Raw genomic sequence first — 23781 nt, 5'->3', positions numbered from 1 at the left:
CCTCAAGCGATCTCGATCTCGCACCAGTGGCGATAGGGCGCGTCCGGGGTCACGATCGTGTTCGGGAAATGCGGATTGTTCACCGCATCAGGGAATTTCTGATCCTCGAGGCAAAGCCCGGCGTGACGCCCGTATCGCACGCCATTCAGGCCCGGCACCGGCACGTCGAGCTTCGATCCGTTATAAAGCTGCAGGCCCGGCTGATCGGTGAACAGCTTCAGGGTGAGGCTGTCGTCCGGAGCGACGAGGATGACCGCGGGATCTTCTGCCGTGCGGCCGGTATCAAGCACGAGATTGTGGTCGAATTCCTGCGGTATTCCAGCCGCGTCACGCATCACGCGCGAATTGCGGAAATCGAACTGGGTCCCGGATACGGGAATGATCTCGCCCGTAGGAATGAGCGTCTCATCCACCGGCGTATAGGCGTTCGCGCGCAGGAAGAGGCGATGGTCGAGCACGTCGCCCTCGCCCATCAGATTGAAATAGTTGTGCTGCACGAGATTGACCGGGGTCGCTTCGCTCGCCATCGCCTCGAATTCGATCCGCAACCGGTTCCCGTCGAGCCGATATTCCACGGCGATATCAAGACTGCCGGGATAGCCCATCTCGCCATCGAGGCTCGTATAGTTGAGGCGAACGCCGTTTTCGGCCAGCGGCTCCATAAGCCAGATCTGCTTGCCGATACCGGCACTCCCGCCATGCAGATGATTATCGCCCTGGTTCTGATCGAGCTGGTATTCGCGTCCATTGAGCGTGAAACGGCCACCGGCGATGCGGTTGGCGACACGCCCGGCGATGGCACCGAAATAGCGGCTATGGGCAGGGTAATGCTCGAATTCTTCAAAGCCGAGAACGACAGAGCGCAGTCCACCTGCAACGCGCACCTGCCAGTCGCGGATGAGTGCGCCATAGCTGAGGACGCAGATGCGCGTGCCACTTTCGCTCTCGATGACGGCCTGAAGCACGTCCTTGCCTTCATGTTCCGCGAAGCGTGAAATCTCGACTGCCACTGCCATCCCCTCTAAATGTGGAAAGGAGATGTGCGGCAGAGCGGCGGCGGCGTCAAGCGCCGCCGCCCGTCATACCAGACCTCAAAGACTGTTCAGTCGCGTCCAGGCGGCGTCAGCCTGTGAAGACTTCACGCATGCCTCAACGAAGCGCAGCCCGTCCACGCCGTCGGATACATCCGGCAGATGCAGCCCTTCCGGCCTGCTGCCGCCACCGCGCATCGCACGAATAGCGCCTGCGGCTTCCGTGTAGAGCGTGGCAAATGCTTCGAGATAACCTTCTGGATGGCCCGGCGGGATGCGGGTCACGCTTGCAGCAGCCTCTCCGGTTCCCGGTCCGCCGCGCGTGAGGATGCGCGTTGGCTCGCCAAATGGTGTGTAGCGGAGATAGTTCGGGTTCTCCTGCTCCCATTCGAGCCCGCCCTTCGTGCCATAGATGCGCAGCTTCAGCCCGTTTTCATTGCCTGGCGCGACCTGACTGACCCAGATCATGCCCTTGGCGCGACGGCCATTCCTTTCCCCGTAACGCAGCATGACATGGGCGTTATCGTCGAGCTTGCGACCGTCCACAAAGTGATCGAGGTCGGCGGCCACGCTTTCGGCCTTGAGGCCGGAGACAAAAGAGCCCAGCTGATAGGCATGGGTGCCGATATCACCAATGGCACCGCCTGCGCCCGACTGCTTGGGGTCGGTGCGCCAGGAGGCCTGCTTCTGTCCTTCCGCCTCAATCGGTTCGGTCAGCCAGTCCTGCGGATATTCCGCCTGTATCAGCGTGATCTCGCCGAGCACGCCATCCACCACCATCTGGCGCGCCTGCCGGATCAGCGGATAGCCGGAATAGTTGTGCGTGAGCACGAACAGGCGCCCGCTCTTTTCCGCGATCTCGGCCAGCTTCTTCGCATCATCCAGATTGGAAGTCATCGGCTTGTCGCAGATGACATGGATGCCTGCTTCAAGAAAGGTTTTGGCTGCGGGAAAATGCATGTGGTTTGGCGTGACGATGGAAACCGCCTCGATACCATCTTCCCGCGCGCTTTCCGCCTCAGCCATTTCCTCGAAACTGCCATAGGAGCGGTCGGGTGAAAGGCCGAGTTCAGCGGCGGAAGCCCTGGCCCTCTCCGGATTGGAAGAGAGCGCGCCGGCGACCAGTTGGTAATGCCCGTCCAGCCTTGAGGCCATGCGGTGCACGCCGCCGATGAAGGCACCCTGCCCGCCACCGACCATGCCAAGCCGGATGGGTGCGTTCCTGTCGTCCTGTTTTCCTGCAGAGACCATGTCAGCCCTCCCCGATGCCAAGCATGGCGCGCAGCTTTGCCCGGTCGGTGGACCCACCGGCGAAGTCGTCGAATGCCTTCTCAGTCACGCGGATGATGTGGTTTTCGATGAAGGGCGCGCCTTCTGCCGCACCATCTTCGGGGTGCTTCAGGCAGCACTCCCATTCGAGCACGGCCCAGCCGTCATAGTCATACTGCGCGAGCTTGGAGAAGATGCCGGTGAAATCCACCTGACCGTCGCCGAGAGAGCGGAAGCGGCCGGCCCGGTTCATCCAGCCCTGATAGCCGGAATAGACCCCCTGACGACCATCGGGATTGAACTCCGCATCCTTCACATGGAAGGCCTTGATGCGCTCGTGATAGATGTCGATGAACGCCAGATAATCGAGCTGTTGCAGCAGGAAATGCGAGGGGTCGTAGTTGATCGTGCAGCGCTTGTGGCCATCAAGCTTTTCGAGAAACATCTCGAATGTGGCGCCATCGAAAACGTCTTCACCCGGATGCAGCTCATAGGCGACATCAACGCCTTCATTCTCATAAGCGTCGAGAATGGGCTTCCAGCGTTTTGCAAGTTCGGTGAAGGCCTCGTCAATCAAGCCTTCGGGGCGCTGTGGCCATGGGTAGAGATAGGGGAAAGCAAGCGCGCCGGTGAAAGACACGGACACGTCCAGCCCCATGTTTCGTGAGGCCTTGGCGGCGTGCAGCATCTGCTGAACCGCCCATTCCTGCCGGGCCTTCGGATTGTTGTGCACCTTCTCCGGTGCAAAACCATCAAATGGCACATCATAGGCCGGGTGAACGGCAACAAGCTGGCCAAGCAGATGTGTCGAAAGCTCCGTCACTTCCACACCTGCCTCGGCGCAAATGCCCTTCACCTCGTCGCAGTAATCCTTGGAACTGGCCGCCTTTTCCAGATCAAACAACCGCCCGTCCCAGGCCGGGATCTGGATGCCGCCATAGCCGTGGCCTGCGGCCCATTTGGCAATGGATGGCAATGTATTGAACGGCGCTTCATCGCCCGCAAACTGGGCCAGGAAGATGCCTGCCCCCTTCATGGTGCTAGCCATGATCTCCTCCTTGTTTCAATCATGTCCGCGCGTAGCGGACATAGGCGATACTTCCCGAATCAGGTGACCAGCACGGCACATTGATCGTGCCCTGCCCGCCAAAAAGAGAGATGAGTGTGCGCGGCGCGCCTCCTTCAGCCGGCATCAGCCGCAGCTCGACCTCCCGGTCTGCGGGATGGCCTTCGGTGCCTTCCTCATAGGCAAGGTAGAGAACATGCTTCCCATCCGGCGAGGGATGGGGAAACCAGTTCACGCGCTCATCATCGGTCATTTTTTGCAGGTCCGAGCCATCGGGGCGCACGCGCCAAAGCTGCATGCCGCCCTCGCGGTCGGAGTTGAACCATATCCATTTGCCGTCGGGCGTATAATCAGGCCCGTCATAGTGCCCGCCCCCGCCGACCACCTGTATTTCGTCTCCGCCATCGACCGCACATGTGCAGATCATGAAGGTGCCGTCACGGACCGCCGTATAGGCATGGTTCATTCCATCCGGCGACCAGCCATGCCACCAGGATGGCACTTCTTCGGTTACCCGCTGCGGCGTTCCGCCCTCAATTGGCAGCGTGTAGATGCAGGATTTGCCCGTCTCGGTCTTGTCGGAGATGACGAGTAGCGATCCGTCCGGCGAGATGCCGTGATCATTGTTACAACCCGTGGCGAATCCGGTGTCGATACACTGCGGCTGCGCGCCCTCGGACAAATCGAGCCGGTAGATCAGGCCTGAGCCATTGAATACCAGAAAGCTGCCATCGGGCGCCCAGTTGGGCGCTTCCACATGATCCGGTGTCTGCCAGACCATGCGGCTTGCCTGCGTTCCGAAGTCGTAGATCTCGAGGAAACTCTTCATGCCCCCTCTCCGGGTGCATAGGAGAAATGGATGAAATCGGCGGGAATGGCGCTGCCGCTCGTATCGAAGGCAGCCATGCCGATGAAGGCGCCGGTGAAGGACGCATGCTCGCCCCGCCCGCCTTCGTCGGAAATCACGCTGGCATCAAGGGCGGGGCCAATTGCCTGCCAGTCCTCATCGCCGCTGCGGAAGTAAAACTGAAGCTCGGCCTCATTGACTTCAGCGGCCAGTTCAACCGGACCATCGGGCAGTTGCACCGGCTCTGCCAGCGGAAATGACAGGCGCCCGTCCGGCCATTCGCCGGGGCAGCTCAGGATCGTCAGAACACGGCCCTTTTTTGCATCGTGAGTCACGCCGAGAAAATGAAATTTGTGGCGGTTATAGTAGTGCGTGATGCCGGCCATCTGCTGGTAATTGACCGGCTCGAATTCCAGCCGCGTTTCGGCACGGAAGGAGAAATGCTCCTGCCTGCGCGCCACCAGTGCCTGTTCGAACCAGCTGCCGATGGATTCGCGTGCATGGAGGCGAAGCGCGCTGCCGGTCAGCGTGAAGATGCGGCCGGGTTCTGGCGTACGCAGCCACTGGAAATCGCGCGGTAGCGTGGTGTCGGTGAAGTCGTAGCGAATGGGCTCGGGCCGTTGAGGCTCCGCCGCACCTTCCGGTGCTGGCACTTCGACCGAGGGCACGACCCCGCCTTGCTCCAGGTAAAGCCAGCCATCATCCTTCCAGACGCATTTCTGGATCGCCGTCTCCCGCCCCAGAGGCGAGCGGCGGGTGCCCGGCAGCGGGCGCGAGCACAAATGCGTGTGATAGACCTCGCCCGAAGGCGTTTCCACGATCTGGCCGTGGCCTGCGCGCTGCAATGGTGCTCCGGGATCATCCTTCGAGGAGATCAGATGCGTGTCGGGATGAAGCTCATATGGCCCGTCGATCTGGCGCGAGCGCGCCATGGTAACCGCATGGTCGTAACCGGTGCCGCCTTCCGCAACGGTCAGATAATACCAGCCATCGCGCTTGAAGAGGTGCGGACCTTCGGTCAGACCGTGCGCGCTGCCTGCGAAGATGTTCTTCACCTCTCCCACCAGCTTTCCGGCCTTGGCATCATACTCTTGCAGCAGGATACCGCCAAAGGCCGGGTGTTTCGGATTGCCGCCAACGGAATCCGTCAGATGGTTCCAGACCAGATTGACGAACCATTTGCGCCCGTCATCATCATGAAAAAGCGACGGGTCAAAGCCGGAAGAATTCACATAGACCGGATCGGACCACGGGCCTTCGATCGTTGGCGAGGTAACGATGTAATTGTGCGCATCCTTGAAGTTGCCGTCGATGCGCTTCACATCCGTGTAGACTAACCAGAACAACCCGTCTGCATAAGACAGGCACGGCGCCCAGATGCCACCGGAATCGGGATTGCCGCGCATGTCGAGTTGCGACTTGCGCGCCAGCGGACGCTTGACCAGCCGCCAGTTTACAAGATCCTTCGAGTGGTGGATCTGGACGCCCGGATACCACTCGAAGGTTGATGTCGCGATATAGTAGTCGTCCCCCACCCTGCAGATGGACGGATCAGGATTGAAGCCGGGCAGGATGGGGTTGACGATCATTTGCGTTTTGGACCCTTTCGTTCGGCCGATGCGGCCCACAGATTGATGTCGGCATCGCGGGCAAAGGTGTCGATTTCCGCCAGCTCCGCATCTGTGAATTCGAGATTGCCGAGTGCACCGACGCAGTCTTCCACCTGTGAAGGCTTGGATGCACCGATAAGCGCCGTGGTCACGCGGCCACCGCGAAGAACCCAGGCCAGCGCCATCTGCGCCAGCGTCTGACCGCGCTTCTTCGCGATCTCGTTCAGGCCGCGGATATTGTTGATGTTGCGCTCGTTCAGGAACTCGTTGCGAAGCGACTTGCCCTGTGCTGCACGGCTCTCTTCGGGAATGCCATTCAGATATTTGTCGGTCAGCATGCCCTGCGCCAGCGGCGAAAAGACGATGGAGCCGATGCCAAGATCATCAAGCGCATCGAGAAGCCCGTCATCCTCGACCCAGCGATTGATCATGGAATAGCTCGGCTGATGGATCAGGCACGGCGTGCCAAGCTCCTTCAGGATGGCCGCTGCCTCGCGCGTGCGCTGGGCATTGTAGGACGAGATGCCGACATAGAGCGCGCGGCCGGAACGCACGATATGGTCGAGCGCCATCATCGTCTCTTCAAGCGGCGTTTCCGGATCGAAGCGGTGGGAGTAGAAGATGTCGACATAGTCGAGGCCCATGCGCTTCAGGCTCTGGTCGCAGCTTGCGATCAGATATTTGCGGCTGCCCCACTCGCCGTAAGGCCCCGGCCACATGTCGTAGCCGGCCTTTGACGAGATGATGAGCTGGTCGCGATAACCTGCAAAGTCAGTCCGCAGGATCTCGCCGAAAGCCACCTCCGCGGAACCGGGAGGCGGGCCGTAATTGTTCGCCAGATCGAAATGGGTGATGCCCAGATCGAATGCCTTGCGGCAGATGGCGCGCTTGTTGGCGTGGGTCGCGTCTTCTCCGAAATTGTGCCACAGGCCCAGCGAAATCGCCGGCAGCTTGAGGCCCGAACGGCCACAGCGGCGATAGACCATGTTGTCGTAGCGGTTTTCGGCGGGTTGCCAGGTCATGCAAGTTCCTTTTCTGCGAGCAGGTCTCCAGCCGCATCCACGCCGAGCGCCGCGGGGCGTTCGCATGTGGTCTGCAGCGTGACGAAGCTGCCCGTTTCACCTGATTTGAGGATGGACGTCATCACGTCGATGGCGTGAAGCGACATTTCCAGTGAACAGCGATGTGGCCGGCCTTCCATAATGGCTTGCGCCATGTCGGCCAAACCGGCAGCGCGATAATTGGCCAGCGGACGCCCTTCTTCAAGCCCTTGATTGGGCACTGCGAAGGGGTGCGGCCAATCCGGCAGTTCATCCAGAACATTTCCTTCCTCGGTCACGGCGAGATCGCCGCCGAAGAAATTCGGGTCGGGCACATGCAGCGAGCCCTTCTCGCCATAAAGCTCCATGTTGGAGTGCTTGTGGTGCCAGACATCCCAGCTCGCGCCGAGCGTGATGATCGCGCCGCTTTCGAACTCCATGACCGCATGAATGGTCGTGGGTGTCTCGACCGGGATCTTTTCGCCCTTGCGTGGCTCGGAAAGAATGGTGCGCTCCTTCGCCGGGATCGAAGACAGCGCTCCCACCCGCTTCACCGGACCGATGAGCTGGATGAGGTTGGTGACGTAATAGGGCCCGACATCCAGCACGGGACCGGCGCCGGGAAGGAAGAAGAAGTCCGGATTTGGATGCCAGTGCTCCATGCCGTGGCTCATCACATGGCAGGTGCCGCTGACGATCTTGCCAATCTGGCCGCTGTCGACGATGTGGCGGGCAAGCTGGTGCGCGCCGCCAAGGAACGTGTCGGGTGCCGAACCAACGCGAACGCCCTTCTCCTCGGCAGCCTTTGCAAGCGCCTGCCCCTCCTCCACCGAAAGCACGAAGGGCTTTTCGGAGTAGACATGCTTGCCCGCTTCGATAGCGCGGCGCGAAATCTCGTAATGTGCGGAGGGGATGGTGAGATTGACGATGATATCGATATCATCGGATGCCAAAAGCCCGTCCACCGTCTCCTGACGCAGCTTGAACTCTTCTGCGCGCACCTTGGCAGCTTCCGGGTTCACGTCTGCGCAGGCGCGCACTTCGATACCGCGAAAAAGCGGCGAGAGCTTCATATAGGCCGCCGAAATATTGCCGCATCCGATGATTCCGACGCCGAGTGTCTTCGTCATGATCGGCTCCTCAATATTGCTTGGCGTTTTCGATCGAGCGGCGCGCAAAGCGCTCGTGATCATTCGGCTTGTCATGCTCCATGACGAAGAAGCGGGTGTTGGTGCGCGTGCGCACGGCATCCATGATGGCTTTCCAGTCCATAGTGCCGGTGCCGACATCGGCCCAGCCGTCTTCATCCTCGCACTCACCTTCAGGCGCTATATCCTTCACGTGAATGGCGATGATGCGATCACCGTGCTTCTCGATCCACTCGAGCGGATCGCCACCGCCGCGCACGATCCAGGCAATATCGGCTTCCCAGGGCAGATCCGGCCCGCCGCGGAAAATCTCTTCCTGTGGGATGGAGCCATCGGGCAGCGCGCGAAACTCGAAATCGTGATTGTGCCAGCCAAAGGAGAGACCGCCTTCCTTCAGCCTTTCGCCTGCCTTTTGCAGCCGCTCACCAAAGCGGGCATAGCCTGCGGCGTCTTCCGGGCGCTGATCGGGCACCAGGAACGGGCAGAAGACGGCTTCCATGCCAACGGTATTGGCAATCTCCAGCACCTTTTCCGGCTCCCCCTCGATCATGTCGAGTCCGAAATGGCCGGTGGACATTTTCAGACCCGTCTCGTCAAGCGCGGCCTTGAGCGCGGGGAGATCGGAATAGACGCCGCCATAGCCCTCAACCTGACCATAGCCCAGCGATTTCAGCAGCTTCAGCGTGTCTGCAAGCGGCGGGAACTCACGGGAAGAGTAAAGCTGGTAGGAAAAATCAATCATTGTCCACTCCGCACAGAGGCGGCCTCTGAGGGCACGCCAGTTGGTTCAACAGGATTGTCTGGAAGGCGCTAGAGCCGCGCCTCCGTATTTGCGTCAAAGAGCGAGGCGCGTGCAGGATCGAAACCGATCGGCACCACCTCGCCCTTGGAGAGGGAGGTCTGGCCGTCCACCCGGAAGCGCAATTCGTGGCCGTGAAGCCGTGACCAGACGAGCGTATCCGCGCCCATGGGCTCAATCACCTCGACGGTGGTTTCCGCTTGATAGGGTAGACCTTCGGCTGCGCGGCCCATGAAGACATGTTCGGGGCGGATACCGAAGCTTGCCCTGCCGCCCTCGGGGCCATTTCCGGCAAACTCGTAGCGTTCCAGCGGCACTTCGAAGCCACCGGCCTTGAAATAGGGCACGCCGTTGGGATGCACTTCGCCCTCGACGAAATTGATGCTGGGCGAGCCGATGAAACCGGCGACATATTTGTTCACCGGCTTGTTGTAGATGGTCGCGGGATCACCCAGCTGCTGAATGGCGCCGCCACGCATGATGGCGATGCGATCGGCCAGCGTCATGGCTTCGATCTGGTCGTGGGTGACATAGATCATGGTCGTGTTCTCAAGCTGCTGATGGAGCCGCTTGATTTCCACGCGCAGTTCCGCACGCAGCTTGGCATCCAGATTGGACAGCGGTTCGTCGAAGAGGAAGACATCCACATCACGCACCAATGCCCGCCCGATGGCCACACGCTGGCGCTGGCCGCCGGAAAGCTGGGCGGGCTTGCGCTTCAACAGCGGCTCGATATGCAGGATTTCGGCCGCGCGTGCGATGCGCTTGGCAATCTCGTCCTTGGGCAGGCCCGCATTCTTCAGGCCGAAGGCGAGGTTTCCCTCCACCGTCATCTGCGGATAGAGCGCATAGGACTGGAACACCATGCCAATGCCGCGATCCTTGGGCTGCTCCCAGGTGACGTTGCGGCCATTGATGAAGATCTGCCCGTCGGTGATGTCGAGCAATCCGGCAATGCAATTGAGCAAGGTGGACTTGCCGCAGCCGGACGAACCGAGAAGCACCAGGAACTCGCCCTTGCCGATTTCCAGATCGAGGTTCTGGAGAACATTGACCTCGCCGAAGGAGAGAGACAGATCGTTGATGAGTACGCTGGACATGCCCTACCCTTTCACCGCGCCTGCGGCGATACCGCGGACGAAGAGTTTTCCGGATGCGAAATAGACGATCAGCGGCACGAGCCCCGTGATGATGGTGGCCGCCATGTTGACGTTGTATTCCTTCACGCCCTGGACCGAATTGACGATATTGTTGAGCTGAACCGTCATCGGATAGAGGTCGGGCTTGGTGTAGACGACACCGAAAAGGAAGTCGTTCCAGATGCCGGTGATCTGGATGATCATGGCGACCACGAAGATCGGCAGGCTCATGGGCAGCATGATCTTGAAATAGATGCCCCAGAAACCGGCGCCATCAACGCGGGCGGCCTTGAACAGCTCCTCCGGCACGGAAGTGAAATAGTTGCGGAAGAGCAGCGTCAGGATCGGCATGCCGAAGACCGAATGCACGAGGACGAGGCCGGTCAGGCTGCCATAAAGGCCCATTTCACGCAGGATGATCACCAGCGGGTAGAGCATTACCTGATAGGGGATGAAGGCGCCCACGATCAGGATCGTGAAGAACAGGTTCGCGCCCTTGAAGCGCCAATTGGCGAGTGCGTAGCCATTGATCGAGGCAATGGCTATGGACAGGAAGACCGAAGGCACGGTGATGCGCACCGAGTTCCAGAAGCCCCGCGACAGGCCTTCGCAGTTTAGCCCCGTGCAGGCGGTTGCCCAGGCTTTGACCCATGGTTCGAAGGTGATCTCCATGGGCGGGGCAAAGATGTTGCCCATACGGATTTCCGGCATGCCCTTAAGCGACGTCACCATCATCACGTAAAGCGGCAGCAGGTAGTAGAGCGAGACGACCGCCAGCGTGCCGTAGATCATGATGTTGCGACCTGAGAGCGCGCGTTTCGGGCGTGCTCCGCGGGGACCTGCCAGATCCTGTGCGGCAGCATCAGCGCCGGCGGCCGCGATGTTCAGTGCGCCGGTATTAGACATGACGCTTCCTCCCGCCGAATTCGAGATAGGCCCAGGGCACGATGACGATGATCACGGCCAGAAGCATCATGGTGGAGCCGGCGAAGCCCTGCCCGAGATTCTGCGACAGGAACATCGCGTCATAGACGTATTTCGCGGGAACTTCTGACGAGATGCCCGGTCCGCCTGAGGTCTGGGCGACCACCAGGTCATAGACCCGCACAATGCCCGAAGCGATGATGACAAGCGTGGTGATGAAGACAGGCCGCATCATCGGGATGACGATGAAGAGATAGGTCTTCCACATCGGGATGCCGTCGATGCGAGCGGCTTTCCAGATGTCTTCGTCGATGCCGCGAAGGCCAGCCAGCATCAGGCACATGATGAGACCCGTGGACTGCCAGAGGCCAGCGATGAGGATGCCGTAAATCACGATGTCGGGGTTGTAGAGCGGATCGAATGAAAAGCTTTCAAAGCCCAGCGAACGCACTACGGCCTGGATGCCGAATTGCGGGTTGAGGATCCACTGCCACACCAGTCCCGTCACGATGAAGGACAGCGCGAAGGGATAGAGCAGGATCGTGCGGAACGTGTTTTCGAAGCGGATTTTCTGGTCAAGCAGGGCGGCGAGCACGAACCCGATGACCAGCGAAAGGACCAGCGAGCAGATGCCGTAGATGAACAGGTTCTCGATAGAGATCAGCCATTTGTTGCTCGACCAAAGCCGCTCATACTGATCCAGCCCGACAAATTTCTCGCGCGGCAGCAGGCGCGAATTGGTGAAGGAATAGACCACCGTCCAGGCAGTCCCGCCCACGAAAACGACGAGGGCCGTCAGGATCATCGGTATCGCAGCGATCTTTGCGTTCAGGTTTCTGAACAGCGTCGGCGGCCTTCGCGTCGCAGCCATGCCCGCACCTCAAATGCTCGGATATTGAAGAAGAAGAAGCCGGCCGGCGCGTGAGTCACGCCGGCCAAACCCGACGATCAGTCCGCGTTGGCGATCAGATCGGCGAAACGCTTCTGTGCATCTTCTGCGCTCATGTCAGGTGAATTGAAGAACTCGACGAACAGGTCGTTGACCTGGGTGAGCGAGTCCGCGGACATGAGCTGGTCGGGCGCCTGGATGATGTTGCCCTTGGCGAGAATGTCGAGGCCCTTGCGCATGCAGTCATTGGCTGCCTCAAGGTCGACGTCGCCACGCACCGGCAGAGATCCCTTCTTGAGGTTGAACGCAACCTGCGTGTCGGGCGACAACATCACAGAAGCAAGTTCAAGCTGTGCTGCAGACACTTCCTCATCGTCTACGACGGGGAAGTAGAAAGCATCGCCGCCGGTCTGGATAACCTCATTCACACCAAGGCCCGGCAGACAGGTATAGTCCTCACCGGCGGTCTGGCCGGCCACCTGGAACTCGCCCTGCGCCCAGTCACCCATGATCTGGCCACCGGCTTCGCCATTGATGACCATGCTGGTTGCCTGGTTCCATTCCTGGATATTCGACTTGGCCGACATTTCACGCGCCTTTGCGGCGGCCTCGAAGACCTTGGCGAGTTCTTCTCCACCGGCGAATTCGGCGTCCTTGTCGCCAAAGACACGGGTATAGGCTTCAGGCCCGGCCAGCGCCGTCAGGAGAACCTGGAAGGCAAGCGTGGTCTGCCAGGGCTGCTGGCCCATGGCGAGAGGTATCTTTCCAGCCTTCTCAAGCGCGGGAGCGGCTGCGACGAATTCATCCCAGTTTGTTGGCACGTCCACACCCGCATCCTCGAACGCCTTGTGGGAGAGCCACAGCCATTGCTGGGAGTGGATGTTGACCGGAACGCAATAGATCTTGCCGTCGAGGGTGCAGCTATCGAGCAGGCTGGACGGTTTCACAACATCCTTCCAGCCTTCCTTTTCGGCAAGCTCGGTGAGATCGCGCATCAGTCCGGCTTCCACCAGTTCCTCGGCCTGGCGGCCGTGGTTGAACTGCGTGGCACCCATGGGGTCACCGCCGGTGATGCGGCTGATCATGATCGGGCGCGCCGTACCGCCGGAACCGGCGATGGCACCATCCACCCAGGTATGATCGGTCTTTTCCTCGAACGCCTTGGCGAATTCGGCCACGGCAGCAGCCTCGCCACCCGAAGTCCACCAATGGGTGACCTCAAGCTCGGCGGCATTGACGGCGGTTGCGGCTGCCAACATCGTGGATGCAGCCAGAAGCGACTTTACAGATTTCATTCCATCCTCCCAGAAGGGTTTAAAACCCGAAAACACCGGCCTCCTACCGATGTAATCGATTAAAACGCTCGTTTACGCGCTTTGCAATCGATTACATGGAAGCTTGATTTGTTGACAGGAAAGTGTCAAGCACTTTCGAGAAACAAGCGTCGAAGCCAATTGGGCGGCGCTGCAGAACAGGCAATCACTTGGACCGAAAAACCGTAACCATTCAGGATGTTGCGCTTGCCGCAGGGGTTTCCACAGCCACGGTCAGCCGGGCGATCAGCAGCCCCGAGAAAGTGTCCGAGGCGACGCGTAGCACGGTTATGGAAGCCATACGGACGACCGGTTACCAGGTGAATGTGACGGCAAGCAATCTGCGCCGCCAGCGCACAGGTGCCATAATGGTGCTGGTTCCTGATCTGGGAAATCCGTTCTTCTCGCGTATTCTCGCGGGCATCGAAAACGCCACGGCCACGCGCGGCTATTCCGTCCTTTTCGTGGACACGAAGCAGCCGGGTATGGAGCCGGAGCGCATCGTGATGCATCTGAACGGCACGCGTGCAGACGGGTTCATTTCGCTTGACGGGGCGCTTGCGGGCGATTTCCTGTCACGCCACCGCCCCGGCGGAGGGCAACCGCCCCTGGTTTTCGCCTGTGAGTGGGCCGAGGGAACCGATCTGCCCCATGTCGCCATCAACAACCAGTCAGGCGCTTCCCTCGCCGTGCAGCATCTGGTCGAGCTGGGGCACCGCAGAATCGGGCATGTGACGGGGCCGGATGGAAATGTGCTTACCACCACGCGGCTTGAAGGGACGCGTGAGAGCCTGAAAGCGCATGCGCTGCCCATTCGTGACGACTGGTTCTTCCATGGCGACTTTTCACTTCAGTCGGGCGCTGAAGCTGCGGAGAAATGGCTGAAGCTCAAGGATCGGCCAAGTGCCGTTTTCTGCGCCAGCGACCAGATGGCCTGCGGCTTCATCTCGAAGCTTAGCCTTCACGGCCTGAGCGTGCCGCAGGATGTATCCGTCGTCGGCTTCGACGATATCGACATTGCGCGCCACTATATTCCACCCCTCACGACCATTCACCAGCCGCGCCACAAGCTTGGCACAAAGGCTGCAGAATTGCTGCTTTCACAGATCGAGAGTGCAAGTCCAGCGGTAAGGGACGAAATTCTCGAGGTTGAACTCATCGTCAGAAAAAGCACGGCCGCGCCAGCAGGAAACTGACGCGGCCGCTTGATCGGAGTATGGCCGGTTCTGGCCTACCGCACGACCAGAACCGAGATCTGCGCGTGACGCACGACGCGGGCGGCGTTGGGTCCCAGAAGATAGTCTTCCGGGCCCGGCCTCTTTGCCGAAAGCACGATCAGGTCGGCATTGATCTTCTCGCTGTATTTCAGAATTTCGCGATAGATCGAGCCGTGTCCGACAATATGGCGATGCTTCACCTCGGCCGGTACGTGTTTCTTCGTGAACTCGTGCAGAGCCGCATTCGTGGAGTCGATCGCCTTCTGCTCATGCTCCTTGGGAAAGAATCCACCCACGATCGACATTCCGTAATCCGGCACCACCGTCATGATGTGCAGGCGGCTTCCGAAGCTGCGCGCATATTCGACCGCGGTCTCCAATGCGCGCATCTCGGTGTCGGCATTTCCAAGATCGATCGATACCAGGATGTCCTTGTACATCAGGGCTCTCCTCAAGCAGTGGCCGGACGGGGATTGCCGGCAAGGGTGCCCCCACGACGGCGTTGCAGGAAGACCACGAGGCCAAGCAGCAGAAGCGCCGGGATATAGAATATCTCGCGCGGCATGCGTTCCGCACTCACTTCCACCGCAGTGATCTGCACCGGCTCATCCATGTAGAAGTCCATGTTCGACAGGGTCTTGCCTGCAAGGCTGTTCATGTCCATGGGCTCATCCAGGATGACGAGGCCGTTTTCGATGCGCACCGGCAGACCAATCGCCTGTTCGAAGCGCGTCTGGCCGTCTGCACCTGCCTCACCAAGGCCGAATGCCATGGTGCGATTTATCATCTGGTCGGGATTTTCGAAACTTGGCCCCTGGATAACGAGACGGATCTCGCCATTGTCGGGCTCCGCTTCGACTGCCTCGAAGATCTGCTGCGGCTCGACCTGATTGTAAGGGTCCTGCACCAGGTCGAGGAAGAAGCCCGGACGCAGAAGCATGAAGGTGACGAGCAGCAGCGCCGCAGATTCCCAAAGACGGCTCTTCACCATGAAGAAACCTTGGGTTGCGGCTGCAAATATCAGCATGGCCACGGTCGCCAGGCAGAATATCCAGATCGCGCCCAGCCAGCTCACATCGATCAACAACAGGTCCGTGTTGAAGACGAAGATGAAGGGCAGAAGCACCGTACGTAGCGAGTAGAAGAAGGCGGTAAAGCCCGTCTTCAGCGGATCACCACCCGACACTGCTGCTGCCGCAAAGGAGGCAAGCCCCACGGGTGGCGTCACATCGGCCATGATGCCGAAGTAGAAGACGAACATGTGAGCCGCGATGAGCGGGATCAGCACGCCATTCGCCGCTCCGAGCTGCACGATGACAGGTGCCATCAGCGAGGAGACGACGATGTAGTTCGCCGTGGTCGGCAGGCCCATGCCCAGCACCAGCGAGATGAGTGCCGTGAAGACCAGGATCAGGAAGATGTTGCCGCCTGAGAGGAACTCCACGAACTCGGCCATGACCTGCCCGATGCCCGTCAGCGTGACGGTACCGACAATGATACCGGCAGCCGCCGTTGCACAGGCAATGCCGATCATGTTGCGCGCACCGGTGATGAGACCTGCAATGAGGTCTTCAAAGCCTTCGCGGAACGCGGCGACCTGTTGCGATGACTGCAAACCGCGGAACAGCGCTTTCAGCGGCTTCTGGGTCAGGATGATCACGATCAAGAGCAGCACGGCATAGAAGGCTGAAAGCCCCGGCGATGAACGCTCGATCATCAGGAACCAGACCAGCACGACCAGCGGCAGCAGGTAGTGCAGACCGGTCCGCAGGACCTCCGTGGCGACCGGCAGTTCGACCACCGGCGCATTCGGATCATCCAGTTCCAGATCCGGCGTCTGCGCCGCGTACCAAACCAGCGCAACATAGATCCCGAGCAGCGCGAGGATGAGGACCGGAGCGGAGATGCCCGGCATAACGTAGCGCACGGCCGCAATTGCATAGTAGATCGCGCCAGCAAGGATGACGATGGACGCGATGGTTATGCCCGCACGCAGCAACGCGACAGTTGCCGGATGCGTCTGGCGCTTTTCCAGCATCGGCATGTCGTTCTTCACGGCTTCCAGATGCACGAGATAGAGCAGCGCAATGTAGGAAATCACGGCTGGCAGGAAGGCGTGCTTGATGACCTGCAGATAGGAAATGCCCACATATTCCACCATCAGGAATGCCGCAGCACCCATGACTGGAGGCATGATCTGGCCATTGACCGAACTTGCCACCTCAACCGAACCCGCACGCTCGGGCTTGAAGCCGACGCGTTTCATGAGCGGGATGGTGAAGGTGCCGGTGGTCACCACATTTGCGATTGAGGAACCGGAGATCAGGCCGGTCATCATCGACGCCAGAACCGCAGCTTTCGCAGGTCCGCCACGCAAGTGGCCGAGAAGCGCGAAAGCCAGCTTGATGAAGAAGTTGCCCGCCCCTGCCCTGTCTAGCATCGATCCGAACAGGACGAAGAGGAAGACGAAGGCCGAGGACACGCCGAGCGCGACGCCGAATACACCGTTGGGCGACAGCCACATCTGGTCCATGGCGCGGCTGAAGGAGGCTCCACCCCAACGGATGATATCGGGCACAAGGGTCGAGGAGCCGAAGAAGACGTAGGCCAGGAAGACCACCGCAACGATCACCAAGGGGGGACCGAGTGCGCGGCGGGTGGCTTCGAGCAGAAGAAGCATGCCCATGCCGGCAACGATCAGGTCCTGCGTGATGGGCAGGCCCGGGCGCTGGGCAAGGTCGCGATAGAAGACGAAGACATAGAGGGCGCTGCAAGCTGCCAATATGGCAAGCACCCAGTCCTGCACGGGGATGCGATCGCGTGGGCTGGAGGAAAGCGCAGGAAATGCCATATAGGCCAGGAACAGGCCGAATGCGAGGTGGATCGCGCGCGTTTGCGCGTCGTTGAGGACGAGCGACATGCCCGTCAGGCTCGACAGCATGAAGGGCAGCGGCGAGGCGATATAGAGCTGGAAGAGCGACCAGCAAAGCGCAACGCCTGCGATGATGTAGCCGGCACTTCCCGCCGGGCTGCGCGCGCCTGTGTCGCTGGACGCGACAAGGTCCTGCAGCTCATCATTGGAGAGCGGTCCGCCTGTGCCTTCAACATTTTTCTGATTATCGGCCATCTGATGTCCCCGTCAGAAGTGTTGTTGTGGTTGCGCCCGCTTCACCCCCTGAAGCCGGAGCGAAAAAGGGCGCCCCGAAAGGGCGCCCTGATACCGGCTCTTAGAGCCAGCCTTTTTCCTTGTAGTACTTTTCTGCACCGGGGTGGACCGGAGCGGAGTTACCCTGGCCAACCATCTGTTCTGGCGTCAGATTTGCCAGCGCCGGATGCAGGCTCTTGAAGGAATCGAAGTTCTCGAAGACGGACTTCACGAAGGTGTAGACAACATCTTCGGGAACATCTGCGGAGGTCACGAGGGTCGCGCCGACACCGAAGGTGTTCACGTCGGAATCGGTACCCTTGTACATGCCGCCGGGAATGGTGGCCTTGAAGTAGTAGGGGTTGTCTTCGACGAGCTTGTCGACGACTTCACCTTCAACCGACACGATCACGCTGTCGCAGGTCGTCGTGGCTTCCTCGATGGCGCCGGCCGGGTGACCGACCGTGTAGGCAAAGGCGTCGATATTGTTGTCGCAGAGCGCGGAAGCCTGCTCGGCAGGAGCAAGTTCGGCTGCCAGCGAGAAGTCACCGCTCGTCCAACCCTTGGCTTCGATGAGAAGGTCCATGAGTGCGCGCTGGCCGGAACCCGGATTGCCGATATTGACGCGCTTGCCCTTGAGTTCGTCGAACTCGGAAACGCCTGCGTCCTTGCGTGCAACAACCGTCAGCGGCTCTGCGTGAAGCGAGAAGACCGAACGGAGGTTTTCGTGTGCGCCACCGTCAGCGAAGGCAGCTTCGCCGTTGAACGCGTTGTACTGCACGTCGGACTGCACGACACCGAACTCAAGATCACCGCCCTTGATGGCGTTGACGTTGAAGACCGAACCACCCGTGGATTCCACCGAGCAGCGGATGCCGTGCTCGCGGCGGTTCTGGTTCATCAGGCGGCAGATCGCGCCGCCGACCGGGTAGTAGACGCCGGTCACACCACCGGTGCCAACCGAAACGAAGCGCTGGTCCTGTGCCGATGCGACACCTGCGGAGAGCGTGCCGAACAGTGCCGCGGCTACGCCGAGACCAAGAAACCGGTTAGCTTTCATATTCTGTCTCCCTATCTGACTTGCACGTCGAAGTTGGGGTCGCTCCTTGAGGAGCATTTGCCGGCCGTGATCAGAAACCCGCGTGCAGGGATATCTGGCCGACAGCGGCACCCTGAACATGGAAGGGTGTCCCGCCGAACGATTTTAGTCAACGTTGCACCTTCCAGCAGTCAATTTGCCGCAATTACACGAACGCCATATGACCGATGTGGAGCCGATCTAAGCCGTTGATGATGCTGCACTTACCGCAGCGCACAATGCGCCGTCCAGTCGCTCGACGATCTGATCGGCGATTTCCCTGTTGATGATGAAGGGCGGTGCCAGGAGAATGTGATCTCCGTTCTTTCCATCAATCGTCCCGCCGCCGGGATAGATCATCAAGCCGCGCGCCATGGCCTCGCGCTTTACGGCAGAATGCAACTTCAAGGCCGGGTCGAAGGGCTGTTTTGTCTCCCGATCCGCCACCAGCTCGATACCGATAAAAAGGCCGCGGCCGCGGATATCGCCCACAGCCGGATTTTGCCCGAAGCGCTCATCAAGCGCCTGGCGCAGATAGGCGCCCATTTCCCGAACATTCTGCAAGAGTTCGTCGCGCTCGATCACTTTCTGCACGGCCAGCGCGGCAGCGCATGCGGTGGGGTGCCCGATATAGGTGTGTCCGTGCTGGAAGAGGCCGGAGCCCTGCGCGAAGGTGTCGAAGATTTTCTGCGACAGGAGCGCAGCACCTATCGGCTGGTAGCCGCCACCCAGTCCCTTGGCTATGGTCACGATGTCAGGCGCCACTCCGTCCTGCTCGCAGGCAAACAATGTGCCGGTGCGGCCCATCCCGCACATGACTTCGTCCAGGATCAGCAGAACGCCGTATTTGTCGCAAATCTCGCGGATACGCTTGAGATACCCTGTTGCCGCGGGTACCGCACCTGCGGTCGCACCGACGACGGGTTCCGCCATGAAAGCCATGACGCTGTCCGCGCCAAGCTCCAGTATTTTCGCCTCCAGTTCGTTGGCTGCGCGTAAACCGTATTCCTCTTCACTCTCGCCCTGCTCCTGGTGCCGATAGGCGTAGCAAGGGCTGATGTGGTGGGTTTCGATCAGAAGCGGAGAGAACTGCGCGCGCCGCCACTTGTTTCCGCCGGCGGCCAGCACTCCCAAAGTGTTGCCGTGATAGCTTTGACGGCGGGCAATGATGTTGCGCCGCTGTGGCTCGCCCTTCTCCACGAAATATTGCCGCGCCATCTTTAGCGCCGCTTCGTTTGCCTCCGAGCCGCCGGACACGAAATAGACGTGGGACAAGCCGTCAGGCGCATTTGCGATGAGGTTTTCGGCCAGTTCCTCGGCGGGTTCATTGGTGAAGAAGCCCGTATGCGCATAGGCCATGCGCTCGGCCTGCTCCTTTACGGCGGCGATGACGTCGGGATGACCATGGCCAAGACAGGATACCGCGGCACCCCCGCAGGCATCGATATAGCGGCGCCCCTCGTGATCGATGATTTCAACGCCTTGCCCATCCACGGCCGTGGGCAGGTTCGCGCCGATCTGGCGATGAAGTATGCGCGTCATGACCGTCTCCATGGCTCTCCTGAGCCTCTGCTTTGCGTCCCGCTTGCAATGCATTGCACTGTCGGGCAAGCGCGAATAGACGAGTGTATCAGATGATGCAACGCGGCATCTGCGTGTTTTCCTGATACGGGAGGAGACAAGTCCTTGAGCCTGAACGAAACACGACAGGTCGCCATCGCTGTCGCGCCCAATGGGGGACGCCTTACCACCGCCGACCATGCCTGCGTGCCGGTGACGCCTGACGCACTTGCGACCTGCGCTTCCGCCTGCCTTGAGGCGGGTGCGGCAATGTTCCACATTCATGTGCGTGATCGGGACCAGAACCATCTGCTGGATGCGCAGGCCTATGTCGAAGCCATCAGCGCGATACGCGCAGCTGTGGGTGACAGGCTCGTCCTGCAGATCACGACCGAGGCATTGGGCCGATACCAGCCGGATTTCCAGGCCGAGATCGTGCGAAAGGTCCGGCCCGAGGCTGCCTCCCTTGCGCTGCGCGAGCTCGTTCCGGATGCCGGGCACGAAAGGAGTTTTGCCGAGCTTCTCGCATTCATGGCGCGCGAGGGGATCATGCCTCAAATCATCCTGTACAGTCCGGATGAAGCGGTCCGCCTCAACGACCTCATCAAGCGCGGTCTGGTTCCATTCGAGGACCTGCCCGTGCTCTACGTTCTGGGGCGCTATACAGCCGGCCAGCGCTCCGCCCCCGCCGACCTCCTACCCTTTCTTGCGGCAAGTCAGCCGAAATTCTCGCACTTCATGGTTTGCGCCTTCGGACCACAGGAAGCCGCCTGCGTGACATCAGCTGCCTTGTTGGGTGGCCATGTGCGGGTGGGTTTTGAGAACAACACCGCCTTGCCAGATGGCAGCGTGGCTGAAAGCAATGCGCAGACTGTGAAGGTGGTAGCAGATACGCTCGCAAGCCTTGCTATCTCAACCCGTTCCGCAGAGGCCCTTCGCAGTGATTGGCAAAAGCTTCTGCAGCGTTGCTGAGCGACTGTGAACACAAACAGGACATGCGACCTCTAGCGAGACCGCATGTCCTTTCATCTTCTCTTCGGCCGAAGGCGGTCAGCTGATCAAGGTCTGCTGCTCCACCCACAGCGTTGCCGCTCCCGATGTGTAGACATCATAGGTGCTGTCTCCAACCACCTGATCCGCCCCCGTATCGGTGAAGCCTGCGGCATGAACCTGATCGCCGGTATTGCCGTCGATCCGCAACAGCCCGTTGTCGGACATGTCCAGCACATCCTGCTCGGTAATCGTCAGCTCATTGTTGCCCGATCCCGTGAGATCCACGACATCGATACCCTGAACGGCAAGCGCGTCGAGCGCAGTCATGTCGATGTGTATGCCACCGCCCGACACAACAAGTGTGTCTTCGCCTTCGCCACCGTCGATCCGCGTGAAATTCGTGTCCGTAATGGTCACGAAGTCATCTCCACCATAGGCCAGGATCGTGTCTGCACCGCCACCGCCATTGATCTTGTCTGATGACGAGCCGCCAGTGATCCAGTCGTCGGCATTCGTGCCGCTTAACACCATCCACTGGGAAGTGCGACTAGTTCCGTAAATGATGTGAGCGGTTCCGCTTGTGCCCGAAGGACCGGTGGCGCCGACGATGAGGTCATCAAACCCGTCGCCATTGATGTCTCCAGCGCCGGAAACGGAAGTGCCGGACCCAGCTCCGGTTGAAGCCGTTTCACTGCCAGCTATGCGACCTTCAATCTTGAACCCGTCCTGCGTGGTAAGGCTTGAGACGTTGATATTTCCCAGGCCTCCTGTTTTCCCATAAATGACATAAGCCGAGCCCGTGGTTGAACCTTTCTCGGCCGATCCGGGGACACCAACGATAATATCGTCGATACCGTCACCATCTACGTCGCCTGCAGATGAGACCGATTGGCCAAAGCGCCCGTTCGCGGTGACGCCGTTGATCTGAGAGCCTTGTGCCGCCGTCAGCGTGGCAAGATCGACATTGGCAATATCCGTTCCTCCGTAGATCACATAGGCGATACCTTCAGGGGCACCATTATGTGCACCTACGAGGAGATCATTGATGCCATCGCCGTTGAAGTCACCTACCTCGCTGGCTGAAAATCCAAGTGTATCACCTGCGGCAGCGCCGAGAAGAGCGAAGCCATCAGCAGCTGCAAGACTGGAGAGATCAATGTTTGCCCATCCCGACGTCTTGCCGAAAATGACATAGGCTGCCCCACTGTTTGTCCCGTTTCCGTCCTGAGCTTGAGCTGTAACGAGGAAGTCTTCAATACCGTCGCCACTGACGTCACCAAGTCCTGCGACAGCCCGCCCAAGGCTGTCCCCAGCCATGTCGCCAGTAAGTTTGATGCCTTGAGCAGGTGTAAGCGCAGCAAGGTTAACCGAGGCGGGAGTACCAGCCTGACCGAAAACCAGATAGGCCGCCCCAGCACCGCTGCCACCGGCAGAATCCGTGGTCGCGCCGACCAGCATGTCATCGATGCCGTCGTTGTTCACGTCGCCGGCGGAAGCAACGGAGAAACCCGTTGCATGCACACCGGAGTTGGTAATCTCATAACCGTCGGCCGTCGGCAAACTTGTTATGTCCATATTGGTATGTCCGGCCTTTCCGTAAATCACATATGCCCGGCCAGCCAGCCCCCCCTGCTCAAAGCGGGGCGCACCGATGATCACATCCATCAAACCATCGCCATTCACATCCCCCGCGCCCGAAACACTAAGACCAAACTGATCTCCTGCCTCCTGACCGATAATCCTGAAACCGCGCTCGGCCGTGAGTGAACTGACGTTCAGGTTGTCCAGTCGACCCTCCGAACTTCCGTACATAATGTATGCAGCACCGGCGTTACTGGTGCCGCCGAGATCATTCTGGTAGGCACCCACGATGAAATCATCGATGCCGTCGCCATTGAAGTCACCGATATTACTCACTGATTTGCCGAAATCATCGTCAGCCGCCTGACCAACTAAAGTCACGTCGTGGGCGAGCGCCAGATCGTCGATGCGATCGACAAGCGAGATCGTTCGGGCTTCTTCGGAAAAGAGGCCGTTGACGCCGGTGACCCGCGCTACAAGTTCAGCGGTTGCACCGCCTGCGAGGCCTGAAAGGTCAATAGAGCCGCTCTCCCAGATGCCGTTCGCATCTGCAACGACCGACGGAAGAGGCACGCCATCCATGGTCAGCTCCACAACAGCACCAGGGTCGGCACGACCTGAAAGCTGTGTGCTGTCCGTATGGGTGGTGTAATCGTCCGCCACCTCATAGTCGTTGGACATCGCTTCGAATGTCAGGAACGGTGTCGTTGTGTCGATCGTCACCTCAAAGGGTGCCGATTCTGCTGACACGTTCCCCGCTATGTCGGTTTGGCTGGCCGTGACCTCCCAGCGCCCATCAGACATGTTGATGAAGTTATCATACGCCCATGTCGCTCCGGTCGTCACCGCAAGATCGGAGAAGGACTCCACCGGGTTGTTGGCGTTGTCATAGCGCGTGAAGGTCAGCGTGACAGAGGCTCCGTCTTCGCATGTACCAGCGAAGCTTGGCGTATCGTCGCTCGTTATCCCGTCACCCTGAACGCCAGTATCATCGCTGAAGCTATCGATAGTGGGCGGAATGATGGTCGTGTCCACCGTCACCGGGAGACTGTTCGACGGACCGGATACATTGCCCGCAATGTCGGTCTGGATGGCCGTCGCTGTCCATGTGCCGTCAGCCAGATCGGCAGGC

General features: G+C 59.9%; 19 protein-coding genes. 2 read left to right on the top strand and 17 right to left on the bottom strand.

Features of this window, described 5'->3' with window-relative positions:
• Positions 1-2: 2 nt before the first annotated feature.
• From WA367_RS06635 to WA367_RS06580, 12 genes are all read right to left on the bottom strand, one after another.
• Positions 3-1010 (bottom strand): aldose epimerase family protein, encoded by a 1008-nt coding sequence (locus WA367_RS06635; protein WP_336055987.1) that lies wholly within the window; start codon positions 1008-1010, stop codon positions 3-5.
• An 81-nt stretch (positions 1011-1091) separates the two neighbouring features.
• On the bottom strand, positions 1092-2282 hold the full coding sequence (locus tag WA367_RS06630; protein ID WP_336055986.1) for a Gfo/Idh/MocA family protein: 1191 nt from the start codon (positions 2280-2282) through the stop codon (positions 1092-1094).
• A 1-nt stretch (position 2283) separates the two neighbouring features.
• Positions 2284-3348 carry a sugar phosphate isomerase/epimerase family protein gene (locus WA367_RS06625; protein WP_336055985.1) on the bottom strand — a complete coding sequence of 355 codons (1065 nt, stop codon included), beginning with the start codon at positions 3346-3348 and terminating at the stop codon, positions 2284-2286.
• Positions 3349-3367: 19 nt separating this feature from the next.
• Positions 3368-4195 carry a TolB family protein gene (locus WA367_RS06620; RefSeq protein ID WP_336055984.1) on the bottom strand — a complete coding sequence of 276 codons (828 nt, stop codon included), beginning with the start codon at positions 4193-4195 and terminating at the stop codon, positions 3368-3370.
• The gene (locus WA367_RS06615; protein WP_336055983.1) at positions 4192-5802 is read right to left on the bottom strand and encodes a glycoside hydrolase family 43 protein; all 1611 of its coding nucleotides are present in this window, start codon (positions 5800-5802) and stop codon (positions 4192-4194) included. Before WA367_RS06615 ends, WA367_RS06620 begins: the two co-directional genes overlap by 4 nt.
• Positions 5799-6845 (bottom strand): L-glyceraldehyde 3-phosphate reductase, encoded by a 1047-nt coding sequence (gene mgrA / locus WA367_RS06610; protein WP_336055982.1) that lies wholly within the window; start codon positions 6843-6845, stop codon positions 5799-5801. Before mgrA ends, WA367_RS06615 begins: the two co-directional genes overlap by 4 nt.
• Positions 6842-7993 (bottom strand): Gfo/Idh/MocA family protein, encoded by a 1152-nt coding sequence (locus tag WA367_RS06605; protein ID WP_336055981.1) that lies wholly within the window; start codon positions 7991-7993, stop codon positions 6842-6844. Before WA367_RS06605 ends, mgrA begins: the two co-directional genes overlap by 4 nt.
• Before the next feature lie 10 nt (positions 7994-8003).
• A complete protein-coding gene (locus WA367_RS06600; RefSeq protein ID WP_336055980.1) occupies positions 8004-8753 on the bottom strand; it encodes a sugar phosphate isomerase/epimerase family protein in 750 nt (249 codons plus the stop codon).
• Between the two features lie 68 nt (positions 8754-8821).
• Positions 8822-9910 carry an ABC transporter ATP-binding protein gene (locus tag WA367_RS06595; protein ID WP_336055979.1) on the bottom strand — a complete coding sequence of 363 codons (1089 nt, stop codon included), beginning with the start codon at positions 9908-9910 and terminating at the stop codon, positions 8822-8824.
• 3 nt (positions 9911-9913) lie between these two features.
• Positions 9914-10855 carry a carbohydrate ABC transporter permease gene (locus WA367_RS06590; RefSeq protein WP_336055978.1) on the bottom strand — a complete coding sequence of 314 codons (942 nt, stop codon included), beginning with the start codon at positions 10853-10855 and terminating at the stop codon, positions 9914-9916.
• Entirely contained in the window at positions 10848-11744 is an 897-nt protein-coding gene (locus WA367_RS06585) for a carbohydrate ABC transporter permease (protein ID WP_336055977.1), read from the bottom strand. The genes WA367_RS06590 and WA367_RS06585 overlap by 8 nt, the downstream gene beginning before the upstream one ends.
• A gap of 77 nt (positions 11745-11821) precedes the next feature.
• Positions 11822-13057: an ABC transporter substrate-binding protein gene (locus tag WA367_RS06580; RefSeq protein ID WP_336055976.1), complete on the bottom strand. Its 1236-nt coding sequence runs from the start codon at positions 13055-13057 to the stop codon at positions 11822-11824.
• A 188-nt stretch (positions 13058-13245) separates the two neighbouring features.
• Between WA367_RS06580 and WA367_RS06575 the strand changes: the two genes are divergently transcribed.
• The gene (locus WA367_RS06575; protein ID WP_336055975.1) at positions 13246-14271 is read left to right on the top strand and encodes a LacI family DNA-binding transcriptional regulator; all 1026 of its coding nucleotides are present in this window, start codon (positions 13246-13248) and stop codon (positions 14269-14271) included.
• A 35-nt stretch (positions 14272-14306) separates the two neighbouring features.
• On the opposite strand, the gene WA367_RS06570 is transcribed toward WA367_RS06575, so the two are convergent.
• From WA367_RS06570 to WA367_RS06555, 4 genes are all read right to left on the bottom strand, one after another.
• Entirely contained in the window at positions 14307-14732 is a 426-nt protein-coding gene (locus tag WA367_RS06570) for a universal stress protein (RefSeq protein WP_336055974.1), read from the bottom strand.
• Positions 14733-14743: 11 nt separating this feature from the next.
• The gene (locus WA367_RS06565; protein WP_336055973.1) at positions 14744-17419 is read right to left on the bottom strand and encodes a TRAP transporter permease; all 2676 of its coding nucleotides are present in this window, start codon (positions 17417-17419) and stop codon (positions 14744-14746) included.
• 100 nt (positions 17420-17519) lie between these two features.
• Positions 17520-18497: a TAXI family TRAP transporter solute-binding subunit gene (locus WA367_RS06560; protein ID WP_336055972.1), complete on the bottom strand. Its 978-nt coding sequence runs from the start codon at positions 18495-18497 to the stop codon at positions 17520-17522.
• 219 nt (positions 18498-18716) lie between these two features.
• Positions 18717-20057: an aspartate aminotransferase family protein gene (locus WA367_RS06555; protein ID WP_336055971.1), complete on the bottom strand. Its 1341-nt coding sequence runs from the start codon at positions 20055-20057 to the stop codon at positions 18717-18719.
• Between the two features lie 144 nt (positions 20058-20201).
• On the opposite strand from WA367_RS06555, the gene WA367_RS06550 reads away from it, so the two are divergent.
• The gene (locus WA367_RS06550; protein ID WP_336055970.1) at positions 20202-21047 is read left to right on the top strand and encodes a 3-keto-5-aminohexanoate cleavage protein; all 846 of its coding nucleotides are present in this window, start codon (positions 20202-20204) and stop codon (positions 21045-21047) included.
• A 78-nt stretch (positions 21048-21125) separates the two neighbouring features.
• Here WA367_RS06550 and WA367_RS06545 read toward each other — a convergent pair.
• Positions 21126-23781, bottom strand: a 2656-nt coding sequence (locus WA367_RS06545; RefSeq protein WP_336055969.1) for an Ig-like domain-containing protein, incomplete at its 5' end; no start/stop codon positions are given.

The organism is Nitratireductor sp. CH_MIT9313-5, assembly GCF_037029545.1.
Classification (GTDB): Bacteria; Pseudomonadota; Alphaproteobacteria; order Rhizobiales; family Rhizobiaceae; genus Chelativorans.
The sequence above is the reverse complement of the archived record's forward strand: the minus strand, read 5'-3'. Positions and strand labels throughout refer to the sequence as shown.

Bases quoted from the DNA above. Each gene is read 5' to 3' on its own strand.
- WA367_RS06630 (WP_336055986.1), bottom strand. From the start codon at position 2,282: ATGGTCTCTGCAGGAAAACAGGACGACAGGAACGCACCCATCCGGCTT.
- WA367_RS06625 (WP_336055985.1), bottom strand. From the start codon at position 3,348: ATGGCTAGCACCATGAAGGGGGCAGGCATCTTCCTGGCCCAGTTTGCG.
- WA367_RS06620 (WP_336055984.1), bottom strand. From the start codon at position 4,195: ATGAAGAGTTTCCTCGAGATCTACGACTTCGGAACGCAGGCAAGCCGC.
- WA367_RS06615 (WP_336055983.1), bottom strand. From the start codon at position 5,802: ATGATCGTCAACCCCATCCTGCCCGGCTTCAATCCTGATCCGTCCATC.
- mgrA (WP_336055982.1), bottom strand. From the start codon at position 6,845: ATGACCTGGCAACCCGCCGAAAACCGCTACGACAACATGGTCTATCGC.
- WA367_RS06605 (WP_336055981.1), bottom strand. From the start codon at position 7,993: ATGACGAAGACACTCGGCGTCGGAATCATCGGATGCGGCAATATTTCG.
- WA367_RS06600 (WP_336055980.1), bottom strand. From the start codon at position 8,753: ATGATTGATTTTTCCTACCAGCTTTACTCTTCCCGTGAGTTCCCGCCG.
- WA367_RS06595 (WP_336055979.1), bottom strand. From the start codon at position 9,910: ATGTCCAGCGTACTCATCAACGATCTGTCTCTCTCCTTCGGCGAGGTC.
- WA367_RS06590 (WP_336055978.1), bottom strand. From the start codon at position 10,855: ATGTCTAATACCGGCGCACTGAACATCGCGGCCGCCGGCGCTGATGCT.
- WA367_RS06585 (WP_336055977.1), bottom strand. From the start codon at position 11,744: ATGGCTGCGACGCGAAGGCCGCCGACGCTGTTCAGAAACCTGAACGCA.
- WA367_RS06580 (WP_336055976.1), bottom strand. From the start codon at position 13,057: ATGAAATCTGTAAAGTCGCTTCTGGCTGCATCCACGATGTTGGCAGCC.
- WA367_RS06570 (WP_336055974.1), bottom strand. From the start codon at position 14,732: ATGTACAAGGACATCCTGGTATCGATCGATCTTGGAAATGCCGACACC.
- WA367_RS06565 (WP_336055973.1), bottom strand. From the start codon at position 17,419: ATGGCCGATAATCAGAAAAATGTTGAAGGCACAGGCGGACCGCTCTCC.
- WA367_RS06560 (WP_336055972.1), bottom strand. From the start codon at position 18,497: ATGAAAGCTAACCGGTTTCTTGGTCTCGGCGTAGCCGCGGCACTGTTC.
- WA367_RS06555 (WP_336055971.1), bottom strand. From the start codon at position 20,057: ATGACGCGCATACTTCATCGCCAGATCGGCGCGAACCTGCCCACGGCC.